General features: G+C 67.7%; 13 protein-coding genes and 1 pseudogene. 4 read left to right on the top strand and 10 right to left on the bottom strand.

Features of this window, described 5'->3' with window-relative positions:
* Nucleotides 1-505 precede the first annotated feature (505 nt).
* The 4 genes and pseudogenes from V7793_RS20070 to V7793_RS20055 all read left to right on the top strand — a co-directional run bounded on the left by V7793_RS20070 (nt 506) and on the right by V7793_RS20055 (nt 5035).
* On the top strand, nt 506-2899 hold the full coding sequence (locus tag V7793_RS20070) for a DEAD/DEAH box helicase (RefSeq protein ID WP_336008444.1): 2394 nt from the start codon (nt 506-508) through the stop codon (nt 2897-2899).
* A gap of 532 nt (nt 2900-3431) precedes the next feature.
* Entirely contained in the window at nt 3432-3920 is a 489-nt protein-coding gene (locus V7793_RS20065; protein ID WP_336008442.1) for an NUDIX domain-containing protein, read from the top strand.
* A 132-nt stretch (nt 3921-4052) separates the two neighbouring features.
* Nucleotides 4053-4259 (top strand): annotated as a pseudogene (locus tag V7793_RS20060) (IS982 family transposase); the annotation flags it as partial.
* Nucleotides 4260-4807: 548 nt separating this feature from the next.
* A complete protein-coding gene (locus V7793_RS20055; RefSeq protein ID WP_336008441.1) occupies nt 4808-5035 on the top strand; it encodes a hypothetical protein in 228 nt (75 codons plus the stop codon).
* 60 nt (nt 5036-5095) lie between these two features.
* Here V7793_RS20055 and V7793_RS20050 read toward each other — a convergent pair whose 3' ends face one another.
* The 10 genes from V7793_RS20050 to V7793_RS20005 form a co-directional block, all read right to left on the bottom strand.
* Nucleotides 5096-7048 (bottom strand): DUF3732 domain-containing protein, encoded by a 1953-nt coding sequence (locus V7793_RS20050; protein WP_336008440.1) that lies wholly within the window; start codon nt 7046-7048, stop codon nt 5096-5098.
* Nucleotides 7045-7530 carry a three component ABC system middle component gene (locus V7793_RS20045; protein WP_336008438.1) on the bottom strand — a complete coding sequence of 162 codons (486 nt, stop codon included), beginning with the start codon at nt 7528-7530 and terminating at the stop codon, nt 7045-7047. The genes V7793_RS20050 and V7793_RS20045 overlap by 4 nt, the downstream gene beginning before the upstream one ends.
* Nucleotides 7530-8744 carry an ABC-three component system protein gene (locus V7793_RS20040; protein ID WP_336008436.1) on the bottom strand — a complete coding sequence of 405 codons (1215 nt, stop codon included), beginning with the start codon at nt 8742-8744 and terminating at the stop codon, nt 7530-7532. Before V7793_RS20040 ends, V7793_RS20045 begins: the two co-directional genes overlap by 1 nt.
* A 557-nt stretch (nt 8745-9301) precedes the next feature.
* Nucleotides 9302-10495, bottom strand: coding sequence for a hypothetical protein (locus tag V7793_RS20035; protein ID WP_336008434.1), 1194 nt, complete (start codon nt 10493-10495; stop codon nt 9302-9304).
* Nucleotides 10496-10527: 32 nt separating this feature from the next.
* Nucleotides 10528-11310, bottom strand: a complete 783-nt coding sequence (locus tag V7793_RS20030; protein ID WP_336008432.1) for an ATP-binding protein — start codon at nt 11308-11310, stop codon at nt 10528-10530.
* Nucleotides 11311-11458: 148 nt separating this feature from the next.
* The gene (locus V7793_RS20025) at nt 11459-12967 is read right to left on the bottom strand and encodes a transposase family protein (protein WP_336008430.1); all 1509 of its coding nucleotides are present in this window, start codon (nt 12965-12967) and stop codon (nt 11459-11461) included.
* 225 nt (nt 12968-13192) lie between these two features.
* Complete coding sequence (locus V7793_RS20020; protein WP_336008428.1) at nt 13193-13957, bottom strand: nucleotidyltransferase domain-containing protein; 765 nt, start codon at nt 13955-13957, stop codon at nt 13193-13195.
* Nucleotides 13954-14397 (bottom strand): hypothetical protein, encoded by a 444-nt coding sequence (locus V7793_RS20015; RefSeq protein ID WP_336008426.1) that lies wholly within the window; start codon nt 14395-14397, stop codon nt 13954-13956. Before V7793_RS20015 ends, V7793_RS20020 begins: the two co-directional genes overlap by 4 nt.
* A 157-nt stretch (nt 14398-14554) precedes the next feature.
* Nucleotides 14555-15079: a DUF6042 family protein gene (locus tag V7793_RS20010; protein WP_336008424.1), complete on the bottom strand. Its 525-nt coding sequence runs from the start codon at nt 15077-15079 to the stop codon at nt 14555-14557.
* A 180-nt stretch (nt 15080-15259) separates the two neighbouring features.
* Nucleotides 15260-15388, bottom strand: coding sequence for a hypothetical protein (locus V7793_RS20005; RefSeq protein WP_336008422.1), 129 nt, complete (start codon nt 15386-15388; stop codon nt 15260-15262).
* Nucleotides 15389-15719: the final 331 nt, after the last annotated feature.

The following is a 15719-nucleotide window of genomic DNA, read 5'->3' as shown; positions in this document are numbered from 1 at the left end:
CCCTCGCAAGCGAGGGAATTGAATTCCGTAAACGGAATTCTAAAAGCATGTCAATTCGCGCAAGCGCGAATTGAAGGATTCCCCGCTTGCGGGGAATCTAGGCTGGCAGCAAGGGGAGGGTGCATCACCTGCGGGCCCGTGTAGCGTCTGGGAACCCAGCCACCACCCCCGCCACAAGACTGACAGACCGTCGACCCCACAGGACACCAGACCTCCCGCAGTGACGGGCTCCGCTGCGCTCCACCCGAACCCCACCCCCGGCACCCAAACCTGCCCAGTCAAGCCCGGCAATACCCGTCAGTATACACCCCAACACACCGGCGTGGGCGCGAATTGACCATTCATCATCCTGACAGACGAACCTGCCACAGGGCTCAGTGCATCATGACCTGCCATGTGTAGGCTATGGGAGCAGACATCACCACCCCCTAGGCTGTCTTCACCGCCTCGGGACTTCCCTTTCTGATTGCTCGCCACATTCGCGAAGGAGCCTTTCCCTGTGGTCATGAAGCGCAGCGATCTACGCCCGCACCAGATCGAAACCGTCGACGCGATCAAGCGGGGCCTTGACGTGCCGCCCGGAGGTATCCCGGTTAACGGGCTGCGGGGGCAGGTGATTTCGGCGTGCGGGACCGGCAAGACGATCACGGCGGCTTTCGCGGCCCGGGAGATGCTGCCGAGGGGCCGGACCCTGGTTCTGGTGCCGACGCTGGATCTTCTGGCGCAGACGGTCAAGGAGTGGCACCGGGTCGGGCACCGCGGGCCGGCGGTGGCCGTCTGCTCTCTCCAGGACGACCCGGACCTGTGGAACCTGAAGGTGCGCTGCACCACCAACCCGGTGCGGCTGGCCATGTGGCACGCGACGGGGCCGGTCACCATCTACGCCACCTACGCGTCCCTGCCGGTGCTGGCGGAGGCGTTCGAGGGCGTCTACGGCCAACGTCTTGATCCACTCGACCTCGTGATCGTGGATGAGGCGCACCGGACGTCGGGGTCGATGGGGAAGGCGTGGGCGGACGTCCACGATCAGGGGATCATTCCGGCGGCGCGTCGGCTGTATCTGACGGCGACGCCGCGGATCTGGCAGGAGCGGCCGCCGCACTGGGAGGTGGCCGAGGGGGTGCGGGATGCGCTGCCGGCGGAGATGGCGGCCTCGATGGACGATGAGGCTGTGTTCGGGCCGGTGCTCTACAAGCTGTCGCTCGCGTCGGCGGTGGCCCGTGGTCTGCTTGCCCGGTATCAGATCATCGTGATGGAGCTCCAGGACCCCGAGGTCACCCCCGAGCGGCTGAGGGGCGAGGAACGACACGGTGAGCAGGTGCGCGGGGAGCGGCTCGGGGCGCTGCACGCGGCGTTGCTGCGGACCATGGCGGAGCACCGGCTGAACACCTGCATCACCTTTCACCACCGGACCATCGAGGCGCAGGCGTATGCCGAGGGTCTGCCGCGGGTAGCGGCGAAGCTGCACGCCAACGAGCCGGAGACCTACCCGGCACGGGTCTGGGCGGACTGGCTGTGCGGCGAGCATGCTGCCGAGCAGCGCCGGGAAGTCCTCGGCTCCTTCGGCACCACCGCACGACGAGCCGTGCTGTCGAACTGCCGGGTGCTGGGCGAAGGCGTTGACATCCGGGCAGTGGACTCTGTGGCGCTCCTGGACCCCAAGGGTGCTCCGCATGACATCGTGCAGGCGATCGGCCGGGCCCTGCGGCAGAAGCCCGGGGAGGGGAAACTGGCCTCTTTGATCGTCCCGGTCTTTCTGCAGCCTGGTGAGCAGCCGGAGGACATGTTCACCTCTGCCTCCTACCGGCCTTTGGTGAAGGTTCTTGAGGGTCTGCGGGCGCATGATGAAGAGGCCGTTGAATTGCTCGCGATCCCGCAGGAACCTCAGAAAGACGTCGTTCAGCCTTCCGTGAATATCGGTACGGAGCCGGAGGAAGGCGAAAAGGAATCCCGCCTGCTGCTGCGGTTTGCGGCCCCTCGCGACCCGGTGATGGTCGCAGAGTGGGTGTCCTTCAACGTGATCGACACCGAACGCCAGGACTGGGCACGCGGCTGGGCAAAGCTCAAGGCGTACGTCGAGCGCGAGGGGCATGCCCGGGTGCCGTATGGACACCGGGAGGGAGCGACTCCCCTTGGGCAATGGGTGGCAGAACAGCGACGGGCCTATGGGGCCGGGCAGATGACCGGGGTCCGGGCGCGCCGGCTGGAGAAGCTCGGCATGGTCTGGAGCCTGGCCGACGAGCGGTTCCAGGAGAACCTGGAAGCCGCGCGAGCGTACTACGACGAACACTGGACCCTCTGTGCCCCGCGGACCGCAACGATGCTCGACCGGCCATTGGGACAGTGGGTATCGAACATGCGGCGCCCCGGTGCCCTGGACGGGCACCCTGAGTGGGAGCAGGCGCTGCGCGAGGTGGACGAGGACTGGAACCCGGCGTGGCCGGCGGACTGGCAACGCCACTACGCCGCCGTACGCGAGCTGCTACGCGAGGAGGCCGGACTGACCGACCTGGCGCCGGGGATCACTGTGCATGGGATGGACGTCGGACGATGGCTGGCCAAGCAGCGCCAGCACGCCGCCTGGCAGGCCCTGATGGACGGGCAGCGCGAACGCCTGGAGCAGCTCGGCGTCGTACCACTGCCCCCGGAGCAGGAAGCGCCTGCGAAGCCGTCCAGAGGCGGCCCCGGGGCGTTCGAGCGGGGTGTTGCAGCCCTGGCCCAGTACAAGGCCCGCACGGGCTCTGTGGCGGTCTCCCGGACCCACGTAGAGCAGCTGGAGGACGGCACCGAGGTCAAACTCGGGGTGTGGATCATGAACCAGAAAAGCCGGCGCGCCAAGCTCACCACGGACAAACTCCAGGCGCTGGCCGCCCTCGGACTCGAATGGGCCACATCCTGACGCTGCCGGACGGGCCCCGGGCGCTGCGTACGGCCCGGGGTCCCTCCCTGTCCCGGAGCCTGCCGCATCGCACTGGAGTGCGCGTAGGAACTGGAGCCCCGGACTGCCCCCTGCAGGCCGGTACCGGGGGCCTTAGAGGGGGCCCAACCATTCGCAGGGGGCTTACAGGAAAGCGACACGGGCTCACCGCCGGGCCCCTGGGCCGCCCGAGCACATGCTTCTCCCCACGGGCGGCCTGCTCGACCTCAGCGAGACGCGAGATCTCGTCCCTACGGTGTATGCAGCAGGTCCGTTGGGATGCTGGGAGCGGCTGCCCAGTCTTTTGCGTAGCAGCGGCTGATCTCGTCGAAACGGTAGGGCCGACCTTGGCGCAGGACTGGTAGCCGCTGGAGGTGTAGAGGGCGATGCCTCCGGCAGCTTGATGCTGGTCGCTGACACCTCGCCCGCCCTGCGCCCGGTGGTCGTGACCGCCGCCTAGATGATCGATTCCAAGGGGTCGTGCAGGTCGTCAGTAGTTGGATAGCCTGCCGGGATGTCCTCGGTGAACCTGCGTCACTCAGTCCGTGGGGTCATCCTCGATGAGGGCGACCGCATCCTGCTGTGCCGCTTCGCCATTCCCGGGCCGACCGGCACGGTGGTTGTGTGGGCGGCTCCCGGTGGCGGTATCGAGCGCGGCGAGACGCCGCTTGCCACGCTTGCACGAAGAGGTAGGGCTGGCCGTCGATGCGGACCCGCCAGATGTGTGTGGCACCAGCAGGTCGTCGCCCCCGGACACGCGGCAGGCTACGACGGGGTGGTCAACGACTATTTCCTTGTCCGCACCGCATCGTTCCCTCCACGCGGAGCGATGTCCGACGACGAACTCGCCGCTGAGAACATCGATGGCTTCCGCTGGTGGCGCCTTCGAGATATCGCGGACTACCACGGTTCTGAACTGTTCTCACCCCGCGACCTCGCCACACCGTTGACGGCGCTGATCGCCGAAGGCGTTCCGGCCACACCGGTGCCGCTCGGTCTGTGAGCCTCGCACCCGACGCTCGGGCGCAGCCCCGGCCGCTGAGGGGAACTTGCAGATCGCCTGCACAGCTGAGGCGAGGGAGCCCGACGTCAGTGGGTGAAGACAGAGCTGGACTCCCTCGCGACCGCACTTTGAGTGAAGATCGGCGACCTGCTGAAGGGCTCATCCCATCTCGCACCATGGCGGCCAGCCGTGGGGATCGTCCCGAAGCTCACCGACGCCGAACTGGTCACCCTGGCGTTGATGCAGGCCATGCTCGGCTTCGCCTCCGAGGCCCGGTGGCTCCGCCATGCCCGTTCCCACCTGCGGAATCTCTTCCCGTACCTGCCCCAGCAGCCTGGCTAGGGCGCCGGCGCTGGCAACGGTCCGGTCGTGCCGGTGGAGTTTCTGACTGATGAACAGGCCGAGCCGTACGGAACGTCGACCGATGCGCCCGCGCACCCGGTACGGTTCGGTCCGGCAGGGCCGCGCAGAAGCCCTCCCCCGGCCGGGAGAGCTGTCGGCGGTTACACGCTGAGAACGCCTGTCCCAGTGCTCTCCTCGTGCACCGCCTTCACCATGCGGGCCACTGCCTCGCTCACCGCCCACACATGCGTCCTGGCCTACCGCTGCGAGACCGGGCCCCCGGGCCCCCGCGGCCGGCAGCGGAGGAGCCCGTAACGGTGCGCGACGAAATTGATCACCCGCTGCGTCCAGCGGGCAGCCGCCCTCGCCCTCGCAGCGCACGACTGCCGAGTGGGGGTGAGCGAGGCGATACCCCTCGGCGAGACGGCCACCGGGTACGCGCAGGCCTTTCACGCCCTCGCCGCTGCCCGCAGCCTTCCCGCCCGGCACGCCAACTTCACATGCTGCCGCGACCTGGCCCTCGTCATCGGGCCGCCAGCCGCGCTGTGGCCGACCAGCTTGGTCCGCCGCAGGGCGCGCATCCATGGACGGGCTGGACGTTCTCGGCCAGGTGGGGAACGCAGCGCACCCTCGATGCCGTCCTGGTGCAGCCGGATGTCGTGATGGAAGTCGACGTCGCCCGCGACAGCGCCGGACGGTGGCGGCATCCGGCCCGGCCGCATCGCGTGCACACGGACGCCGACGTGCCCCAGGTTCCGCTGTTCGCCGAGTGAGCTAGGCCGGCCGCCCCTACGCCGCAATCGGCGCGACACGATCAGGTTGCAGACCAGGCTTCAGTCAGCCTCTTCCTCAATCCAGTCGGCAGGTACGAGTGCTTGTTCGGTGTCGTAGCGCCATCGCTGGGTTACGTATGGGCTGAAGTCTTGGTGGTCCAGGTCGGCGTGTTCCATGACGATGACCTGGAACTGGCCTTCCAGTAGGCGCAGCGTCTGATGGATTGTCTGGAAGATGTTCAGCAGCTTGTGGCGGTCGTTGGCTCCCAGGATGGCTTCGCCTGTGTGGTCGGGCGGGAAGAAGACCTGCGACGGCTGGTCGAGCACCAGAAGACGAGGCACTGGTGCTCGGTGCTCAGTGAACCACTCATGAAGGCTGAGCATTGCGGCTACGTGGTAGCCGAGGTGGTTCTCTCCGCTGCCCATCTCGGGGAGCGGCAGCGGGCCGTTGACCTTGTCGGCGATGACGGTGAGGCGGTTGACGTCGAGCCGGATGGGGTTGTCCGAGTGCTCGATGCTGAGCCCTGCGGCCTTACTGGTGATCTTCTGGCTGATCAGTGAGAGGTAGCTGGCGAGGCGCTCGCCCTGAGTGTCGTCGCTGAGCAGTTCTTCAAGGTCGGCAATCTGCTGGCGGAGCCCGTCTCGCCGGTCTTCCACTTGAGGGGCTACCGCGCGGTGAGCAGTGGTGTCCAGGTAGAGGCTGATGCGTCCCTGGACCATGGCGGCGCGGCGCGCATCATCGGGTTCTTGTTGCAGGGCGCGCATGCCGGCGGTGACTTCGTTGATCTCTTCCTGATTCCGGGCGAGTGCAGAGCGCAGTTCCTGCAGGCGCTCCTCTTCCTGGCTGATCAGGCGTTGGATCGCCGGGGTGTCGCTGCCGATTACTTGGAGATCACCGTTCAGATGTGCGAGGTCGCGGGTGAGGGCGGTGACTATGTCGTTGGCGGAGGTAAGGCTGCTATCGCACACGGGGCAGTGCGAGGCATTGGAGGTCTCGGGGTCTCGGCGGAGCAGGCCGAGGGAGACCAGACGGGCACGCTGCTCGGTGGCTTGGGTGGTGAAGTCCGTGTTCTCGGCAAGTGCTCGCTTGAGATCGGCGATCTTTACACGGGTCTGCCCGTGGAGGGCGCGTAGCTCGTTGCGTCGCGTGGTGAGTGCGCTGAGGGGATCCTCGTCGCTGTCCTGCTCAGGCGGGGGGCCAGTGTGGTTCATGGCCTGGCGTAGAAGGCTCAGCACTTCGTCGGCTGATGGCTCTGGATTGGTCAGTGGTGGCAGCAGGTGGGCTTCGACAGCCTCGGTGAGCAGAGCGCGGGCCTGGCCGGCGGCGGGGTCGAGATTCCGTGAGGGGGCGAGCGCGGTTTCGAGGTCAGTGAGGTCTCGGCGCAGGAGGCGAAGCCGGTTGCGACGCAGTGCCTGCTCTGGGTCTACGGCGCCGAGGAAGTACGGGATGACACCGCGGATGGTGTTGGGGCGCCATTCCTCGCCTTGGGAGTGGAAGAGCAGGTCGGGGTTAGCTACCTCGTTCTGCGCTTGGAGGCAGAAGAACAGGGCGTGGCGGATGGACGGGGCGATGGTCTGGGCTCGGCCAACGGCCGGTACGCGGACTGTGCGGTCGATGCCGCAGAAGTCGCTGAGCATGTCCTTTGCCGCGTCCAGCGGGGTAGCGAACTTCAGTTCTTGCAGCGGTGGAGGCGGGGTGCCGGGGGCTTGCGAGAGGATGCACAGGACCGTGCTGACGGCGGCTTTGCCTTCAGGTGCGCGGCGGGCGACGAACAGCTGCTGGCCGGGCTTGACCAAGGTGAGGGCATAGGCGCTGACGTAGTCGCGGACCTTGCCGGCCTTGACGGGGTAGCCGTTGCTGGCGAGGCAGTAGTCGATGATGGTCAGCAGGGCGCTTTTGCCTCGCCGGGAGTCGCCGGTGACGATGTTTAGAGTGCCGGGTTCAAAAGGCACGGTGCGCATCTGGCCGGGCTGCTTGCCGTAGATGGTGACCGCACGGATCTGAAAGGTCACGGCTGGACTCCAAGGAGGGTCAGAACGGTACTGAGGCTTCCGGTGCTGGGCAGCCAGCGCCCGAGCTGGACGGCAGCCTTCTGGATGGCGACGCTCTGTTCCGTGTCGCCCTTGATCGTTTTGGTGAGTGCGCGGGGAACGAGAGTCAGGCCGCCGCTGTGACAGTGCAGGATGCGGCTCTGCAACGCGAACAGCAGACCGGGCCGCACAACGGCAGCCAACGAGGCCGCGTTGCGTGTCATGACAACTCGCACGGCGGCGTTCTCGTCCAGCCACCCCATCAGACCGGTTCCCGTGGTGGCCGGCAGGACCGCCCGGATGGACGGTTGCAAGGCCATAACAGCAGCTGTCACGGCCACCGGCAACGGGCACGGAGCCGCGTACTCCTTGTCATAGCCCTGGACTGCCCGGGTACACAGCACCGCTGTGAACGCCGGGTTGTACAGGGCCCGCTCCTCGCGGCTCAGTTCGACTGCCGCCATCAGCGTGCTCCGGTCGGCTCAAGGAGAGCCATCAGCCGGGCAGTGAAGTCCGGATGCCAGCCGACCCGCAGTTCGTCGGCAAGCATGTGGTACGACCCCTTGGGGATGAACACCTCTTCAAGCCCGGTGCGGATCTGGGCGCGGGCCTCCCGGTCAACCCAGCGATAGATCAGTTTGGCCTCACGCTTCATCTCCTCCTCGGTTGCTTCGTCCCCGAGGTCCTCCCGCATGTCCGCGAAGCGCGCCTGCCACTCCTCAACCAGCCTGCGCTCGTATCTGCCGAGCTCTCCTACTCGGAGCAGCTTCTCCTCCGACCAGCGCGATCGTTGGTTGAATGCCCGTACGTAGTCCCGCACGGCGAGACGGATGCGTTCGGATCCGACGCCGATCAGGTCGAGCTGGCGGACGAACATCTTGTCTGCAGACTCGGCAGGCTCAGGGTTCAGGTCGGCGATATCGGGGTCGATGGGCAGATTGTTGGGGCCGAACTGGTGGCGCAGATCGCTGAAGATTTGGTCGAACTCCTCTCCGGTGATGGGCGCGCCGCCAGGTGTGCGCATTTGCTCGATCACCCGGTCGTAAAACCATCCCTCGAGGCGGGTGAGGAAGGACTTGGCTAGATCGTGCCCCACCACAAGGGCCGCATGGCCGAGCATCGTCTCGCGGACCTCGTCGATCCGCGGAGCGTCACCGATGACGTCGATCCGGGCAAGCAGGGCGCTGTGCCCTACAGCCCCATCGGCTTCCAGCCCGTCGAAAGCCGCAAATGCCTTCTGCAGCTTGTCGCTCGAGGATGTTTCACGGGCCGCCCGCAGCAAGGTGAGGGCCTTGCCTTCGTCACGATGTCCGCTGGCTTTGGGCTGCAGGTGATAGCCGGCACTGCCTGGCGGAAGCGCGGCCGTCGTCATCAGGAAGAGGTTCGTTTCAGCGAGGTCGATCCGCCCGGCCGTAGCTGCCTCGCACCAGATCCGAAGCGTCTTCCACAGATCGGGGGCCGAGTCAGTCAGCCGCGTGCCATCTGCTCGTTGCTTGAGCTGAAGTAGCTCTGTCAGCGACCCGGCATGCTTCTCGATGTCGTCGGCGGCCTCAACAGCAACACTCCACTCCAGTCCGCCCACCCACTGCTCGATGCAGAGCTGCAGCGCCTTGGCGAACTGGTAGAGATAACCAAGCGCTGAAGCAGACGCTTCGAACTGATCATCCTTGGTCGCCATAGCCCCTCCGCCCCTCCTGCCGAGCTGGGAGCGATCTTCGCATGCGTGTGGCTCTGGGCACATAGGCGATACCAGAATCGTGACACCGGCTCGGTCGCCAAGCGCCCGGGCCAGCCTTCGCCAGCGCGAGTCCGGCCACTTCAGGTACGGAAGCTGAGAGCCAGGTGCCGTCGGCCTTCTGCTCGGGCACGGCCTGGTCCCGCTGCTCCTGGTGCTCGTTGTGGATGGGTTCTGCCATGCGGCGGCATGGGCCTGGTGCTTGCAGTCGTCGCAGAGGTGCGGGTGGGTAATCCCTCAGGGTGCCCCAGTCCGTCGCCTGGGTTGCCTCCCGCCGTCCGCCGGTGAACTCGCCCCCGCAGTCGTTTCGCCCGATTCGTCTGGCTCTTCGAGGATCATGACCGTCCCGACGCGGAACTGGTGGAGGACGGAGCTTCTACGGCCATACCCCCACGCGATCCAGCCTGGTTCGAACATCTTGCGCGTCAGCAGCACATACGTCCTGGTGTCCGCGGGGAGCCCGCCGCAGGTCGCAGATGGTTCGGACGGTTCACCGCTTCTCAGCGCGGGTCGCGGAGTTCGCGCAGCCCGTAGTCGGGTGGCAGCCATCCCTTCTTCCTCCGGTCGATGGTCTTTTGGGTGTGCGGCGGCGGGTGCGGGCAGCCTCGCATCAGGTCAGGCAGGCCGCTGGCCCAGGAGAGCCGGTAGTGCGCGGCACACACGGGCCAGATGGTCTTCGTGGGTTCCTTCGGGCGTGGGGCCGGTCCGCGCCTGGTTCGGCGCCGCTTGGGGCGGGGTGGCTGGGGTGGGCGCAGTTTGCAGCTCTCGGCGAAGTCTGTCAGGGATGGCAGTTCTGTACTGCCCAGCGGGTCGCTGAACAGGGGTCCATTGGTGCCGGCTTCGATGCTCCAGGCGAGTGCGGCAGCCCTCAGCAGGGGGCGGGCCCAGTCGGGAACCGGGTGGGTCATGCAGCCCTGGCGGAGGCCATGGTCGTGGAGCGTGATGGTCGTACCGTCCGGGCCCAGGTCCTGAACACGCGCGGTATCGAGCTGGGTGGTGGAAGCCGCGGTGAACGCGGCCGTGGCGAGCTGGGCTACCAGGTGTGGGTGTGCTGATGCACGGTGGAGCCGCCAGGCGACCTCCGCTTCGGTGACCGGCGGTATGACCGGCGGGAAGAAGTCCCGGGCTGTTGCCATCGCTGCGGCGCACCGGCACGGGCCCGTGGTCTCGTCGAGGGCTTTGAGGGTGGTCAGGGCAGGCAGGCTGATCCATCGGTTCGCCAGGGGCCGCGCTGTGGGGAGCGGCCGCGGCTGCGCGGTGGCCGGTTCGCTCTCGGGCAGCAGGGCTGAGGCCTCGGCGATGCTGTGTTCCACCTGCTGTAGTTCGTGCTCCAGGAAGGCCCTCAGGTCCCGGCGGTGGCAGACAAGGATCAGGCGGATGCCGGTGCGCCGGCGCAGGGTAAGGAGGTCTTTGAAGCGGTGCGGGGTAAGAAGGTGGGCGCGCAGCAGGGTCAGGTGGGTGATGGGGGTGGCGAGGATCCAGGCGGCGGCGATCGACCAGGCCGGGGCCGGATCGGTCGGTCGGTAGCCGGCCAGGGGGACGGGCTTGCCCAGGGCGGCGAGAACGTCGTAGGCGAGCGCGAGGGCGGCGTCCACGCCTGGAGTGGGGTGGACGGTGAGGCGCCCGTGATGTGGAGCGTGGGAGGCAAGGGCCGCCCGGGTGTGGACCACGTCGTCGTATGGGTCAATGATCACCGTGACCGGAGGCGGATTCGGGCAGTCCAGCATCAGGCCGCCCGGCAGTGGCTCAGTTTGCTGTAGGCCCAGCGCAGCAGTTCCTCATCCACACGTGCGCGTCCAGTCGCCTTCATCCCCACAGTGAGATGGTGGGTGATCTTCGCCCAGGCCCGGAAGTTGCCGTGGGCCGCTTCCCGATCGCACAAGGCGATCAGTTCAGGGTCCGCGTCCGTCCAGGCGGGGTGGAAGGCCGGGACAACGGCCAAGACCTCGTCCAGCGGCATGCGGTCGATCTCCTGCCACGCGTAGACGCGAGACTCCAGCATCGGCTCACTCTGCAGCATCTCGAAGCAGCCGTTCCCGCCGGTGAAGACGATGGCGAGGTCGGAATCGGAGTCGTCCCACAGGTAGCGCAGGTACTCGAAACAGAGTTTCGACAGCCACTGGGCTTCATCGCAGACCAGGACATGCGGTTCCTCCAGGGCACCGCGCAGCATCCGGTCGAACTCGATCGGCTGCGTCGGCGGACGGCCCTGCAGGCCGAGGGCATGGAACAGCTCGTGCCGGAGGTCGCGGGTGGAGGGCCGGGCCCGGAATTGGATCCGGCGCGTCAGCTTCGGCGCGAGCTCGCGCAGACAGGCGTTGACCGCGAAGGACTTGCCGTTGCCGGCCTGCCCGTAGATGCAGATCATCGCCTTGGCTTCGATCGCGGCCCGGATGTTCTCCCGGGCGGTGAGCAGGGCGCGGGTGGAGACGACCTGGGCGCCCGGCAGGCGCATGAAGTGGTCCTCCCGCTCCGCGGGCAGACGGCCCCTGCGGGGTGAGGTGGGCATGATGGTTACTCCTTGCTGTCCGGTGCGGGCTCAGTGCCGGTGTGGTCGTCCGACGCTGCTGTATCGGCCGGGGCTATCTCGGACGGCACGGTGGTGTCCCGGTGAGGACGAGGGCGGGCCCAGCCCGGCGGAGGCTCGCGTGGGGGGATCAAGTCCGGCAGCGCGCGTGCTGCCAGGTCCACCGCCCGGGCCCGGCTGATCTCCTCCTGGGCCTGCTGCCCGGTGACCGAACGCCGCGGACGGGGCGCGCCCGGGTGGTCGTCGCGGTGTAGCGGGTCCGGCTCAGCTTCTCCGCTGCTCTCAGGTCCGCTTTCAGCGCGCGGGCCTTGCTCTCGCGGACCTTGGACAGGGCGCGGCGCTGGGCCGGTGTCGCGGCTTCGGCGAAGTAGGCGCTGCCCAGGTGCCGGACAGGCCCGCCGACGGTGAAAACCTCGATCCTTCCGTCGAAGTGCGGGAGGTAACGCAGCCGTACCCTGGTGCCGACATGGCCGGCCATCCAGTCCGCGATGTAGGCGCGGCGCCGCCACGCGACCCCGTTCGTGGTGATCTTCCGGATACGGCCGTCGTCCTCCATCGCGAAGAACGCCAACTGCTCCTCAGGCACGTCCTCGATCGGTGTCGGATCCGCCTCCCACGCCTCGCGCGGGGTCATCCCGTCCGGGACGCCCGCCGGGTGGTGCTCGGTGTTCCACCAGGCCACCCAGTCCAGCAGGACCTTGACGAAGTCCGGGTAGGACAGCAGATCCTCCACCGGATCCGGCCGGTATGCCTGCGCAGGGCGGGCACGCCGCGTGTAGCCCGGCAGCGAGACCAACAGCATCTGCTCCACCGCGCTGTTCAAAGCCTCCACGGTGCCCTTCCGGTACGGCTTGTAGGCCGGCAGGTCGTGAACGGGTACCGCGAAGCCGCCCAGCGCCTTCGCAACCGCCCCCGATAGGAAGTCCTTCCCTCGGTCCACCCGAACCCGGCCCGGCAGGCCGCCGTACGGTCCGTACGGGGTGGCTCGGCTGATCCCCGAACGCAGCGCGGCCAGGACGGCGTCCCGAGCCGGTTGGTGCGGTGTGACCGCCACCCCCACGATCACCTTCGACGCCACATCGATGAACCACGTCACCCACGGACACACCGCAGCCCCGTCCAGGGCGACGCGGACCGGGATACGTTTGTGATCACCCTCCCAGCAGGCGTTGCGGTGCGTGGGCGGCCGTTTGCCATAGACGTCATAGCGGCGGCGCGCTGCTTCACCGCCCTTCAGCCCGGCCCGCTCCCCCGCCGACAAGTCCCGGCGTACCGCGCGTTGCAGGGTCCGAAGAGAAGGCACCGAGCCCGGGTCACCAGCCGCAGCCGCTTCCGCAAGCAGCTCGCGGTGAACCGCTGACACGTTCCCACCCCACACCGCCAGACGGACACGCACATCTGGCGTCACACCGGCCCGTGACGGAGTCCGTGCGGACAGCCGCCCCTCGCGCCGGGCCACCGCCACCCAGTTCCACACCGTCCGCAGTGACACACCAAGAGACCCAGCGACCGCCCGCGCGTGCTCGGTGGCCAACTCGCCCCGGGAATCAAGGGCCATCAAACGCGCCACCGCGCCCTCACGCCCGCCAGCCGGCCACCGCCGCAGCATGTCCTCGCCACCAGGAACCCGATCGGACACTCCTCACCCCCGGCTGCACCTCGTACAGGTGGTGGCTGTCCGCCTTGGCCTCATCCATCCCGACACGCCGATCAGGCACACACGAACGGATGAAGCAGGCCCCCCGATCCCCCATGGGGCGCCGGGGCACGGTTATGGGCGTTTCCGGTTACGTGCGAGGCGTCGGCTCGATGAGCAGTGCGTCCATGGGCTTGGTCCGATGGGGGCGCAGCACTTCCAGCCAGGTCACTCCGCTGTCCAGGAGACGCCCCATAGATCCGAAGCCGTTCCATCCCAGATCGACGAAACAGCGTTCAGCTGGCTGGTCCCGGCCAAACAGCCGCTGACCGTGCAATGTGACTTCTCCGAGGTCAACGCCCCGTTGCTCCAACGCGACCAGAGCGCACGTCGCCGCCCGGCGAACCGGCTCGTCTCCACCCATCGCCGCCGTACGTGCCGGACGGCTTCAGGGTCCTCGATGTCTCCGTCCAACAGCCTCAGCGGCGTGATGCTGATCTTGTCCTTCACGTGCCGGCCGAACAGCTCAATCCGCGCCGGGCGCGGCACCAAGCTCTCCAGCCCCTCAAGCTCTGCGAGCATGTGGTCCCTGGGCGCCGGCCCGGCTTCCGGGTCCGCGGTCAAGGAGGCAAGACGCTCGCGAGCCAGGGAGAACGGCTCACCCTTCCGCCAGAGCAAGAACAGCTCGAAGCCCTCGTCCAGCAGGCTGCTACGACCACGGAACTGGAAGGAAATCCCCCGGGTCCAGCCCCGCAGGGCCTGCCTCATCCCCCCGTACGAGTCACGCCCGTTGATCGATGCATCCAGCGACTCGCCCAGCCAACGCTTGTCCGTGCCGTGCTCAATGACGACATCGACATCGTTTGGCTCCAGCGCCCCGCGCGCGTACGACCCGAAGACGTACACCTCGTCAACCAGGCCCAGCGGCCAACCACCATCCTCAAGCCGCGTGATCATGTCCGCCAGCAGCCGCGTCGCCCGCTCGCGCTTCACCCGACCACACCCTCGGCATACGCAGCACGGAACTCCTGTGCCACCACGAAAACAGAACCCGGGACCGCACGCGGCTTCCCGTCCTGCCACGTCCGCCCGATCACCTCCGCCGCGGCCCTCCCCCGCTGCAGCTCATACTCCTGAACCGCAGCGGCAAACTCTGCAGGAACCTCCCGCCGGTCCACCACACCCGCCACAGCAACCTGCGGGAAGCAACCACCGAACGTCTGCAGCTTCACCCACCCCAGGGACCGGCCGGCCTTACGCATCGCCGAGCGAATCAGAGCGACCCCGCCCAGCTCCTCCGCCTCATCGACATCGAGCCGGAGCTCGTACGACCCTCCGAACCCGCCACCGCCCGGCGGACACGACCGACGCAACAACGGCACCAAGACACCAACAAGACGCTCATGACGCAGATCACCCGCAAACGACGGCATCCACCGAGCGTAGCCAGACACGACACGGCCCCACCCGGCGTTTCGCCACACCCACCCACAGGAGCGACAAGCCACCCACCCACCGAACGACACCAGCCTTCACCAGCAAAACGACACCCTGACACCGGCATCACCCCAGCCCAACACCAGTGAAAACCTATGACGCACACCCAATGAACAACACACGACGCCCATCAAGTTCGGGGTCCAGAGGCAGCAGGTCGCCGGGCAGCGGCAGCACGGCGGGCATGGACCATCGGGTGCCGTCCGGCGTCTCCTCGCGGCGGGCCAGGCCCCACGTCAGGTAGAGCTCGGACAGGTCCCGCACGCTGGTGGGCACCGGGAAGCCGGCTGTCGTCAGCATGGTGCTGAACTGCTCCCAGCGGGCCGCCTCGCATGCCTCGCGGCCCTCCGGCGCGGCCTCGTAGTCCCATTCCTCATCGGGCCAGGAGAAGGTGAGGGGACCGTCGAGGTCGCCGCCGATCATGTCCCAGTGCCCGTCGAAGATCTCCCGCAGGAGGTCGTCCAGGGAGCCGGTGAAACCGGGCTGGCACGCCGTCCCGATCAACATGGTCAGCGGGAAGCCCTGACGGGGCAGGACGTGCTCCCAGCCCGACACCCACCAGTCGTTGTGCATCGCCAGGTCCCGGCGCGGCCCGGGCACAGACGCCTTCTCAGTCATCCGCAGCTCTTCCTCGAAAACACCTCGATACTCGCAGCGTACGCAGCGAGACGGGGCAGGTTCTCACGGACGCCCCACCCACGCCTGGTGGGCGGGAGCGACGCGCAGCTGCCCGCGAAGGCGGCCGCGGGGTACTCCGACGCGCGTGCGGCCCTCCAGCGGCGTCGCTGTCGCCGGTCGTCATGGCCAGAGGGTGACGTCGGAGAAGAAGACGGCCTTGCCGGGCCCGTCGCCCGGGTCGCGGGCCAGGCTCCTGGCGAAGTCGAGCGCGATGCCGGCTTCCTTGCTGACAAGGCTGTGGGGGATCATCTGCGGGCGATGGCCAGGACGCACTCGCCCCAGCCGTCCTGGGTCTTCTCCTGCCAAGGCAGCCCCAGCACGAGCCAGCCGTATTCGCACCACCGTGGTCTCCGCTCCCCTCCGTGCACGGGCGCGCGGTGGAGTCCAGCGCATCCACTCATCCCCGGCGGCGGCCCCGCGTGGTGCGCCACTGGTTCGGCCGGCCACCGGGGTACTGCCGGGAGCGGGAGCGGGTCAACGCGCTGCCACTTTCCTGAGGTTTAGGCTTGTACCAGGAGGCCCTGCTTTCACGCGCGGAAACCGCCGCAGTCACCCGATCAAGACTCCCGTTCGATCGACG

The organism is Streptomyces sp. KLMMK (assembly GCF_036961605.1).
GTDB lineage: Bacteria > Actinomycetota > Actinomycetes > Streptomycetales > Streptomycetaceae > Streptomyces > Streptomyces telluris.
The sequence above is the reverse complement of the archived record's forward strand: the minus strand, read 5'-3'. Positions and strand labels throughout refer to the sequence as shown.

What these genes read in the sequence shown, in the direction of transcription:
- V7793_RS20070 (WP_336008444.1), top strand. Translation starts at nt 506, where the DNA reads ATGAAGCGCAGCGATCTACGCCCGCACCAGATCGAAACCGTCGACGCG.
- V7793_RS20065 (WP_336008442.1), top strand. Translation starts at nt 3,432, where the DNA reads ATGTCCTCGGTGAACCTGCGTCACTCAGTCCGTGGGGTCATCCTCGAT.
- V7793_RS20045 (WP_336008438.1), bottom strand. Translation starts at nt 7,530, where the DNA reads ATGGCGGCAGTCGAACTGAGCCGCGAGGAGCGGGCCCTGTACAACCCG.
- V7793_RS20040 (WP_336008436.1), bottom strand. Translation starts at nt 8,744, where the DNA reads ATGGCGACCAAGGATGATCAGTTCGAAGCGTCTGCTTCAGCGCTTGGT.
- V7793_RS20030 (WP_336008432.1), bottom strand. Translation starts at nt 11,310, where the DNA reads ATGCCCACCTCACCCCGCAGGGGCCGTCTGCCCGCGGAGCGGGAGGAC.
- V7793_RS20015 (WP_336008426.1), bottom strand. Translation starts at nt 14,397, where the DNA reads ATGCCGTCGTTTGCGGGTGATCTGCGTCATGAGCGTCTTGTTGGTGTC.
- V7793_RS20010 (WP_336008424.1), bottom strand. Translation starts at nt 15,079, where the DNA reads ATGACTGAGAAGGCGTCTGTGCCCGGGCCGCGCCGGGACCTGGCGATG.
- V7793_RS20005 (WP_336008422.1), bottom strand. Translation starts at nt 15,388, where the DNA reads ATGATCCCCCACAGCCTTGTCAGCAAGGAAGCCGGCATCGCGCTCGAC.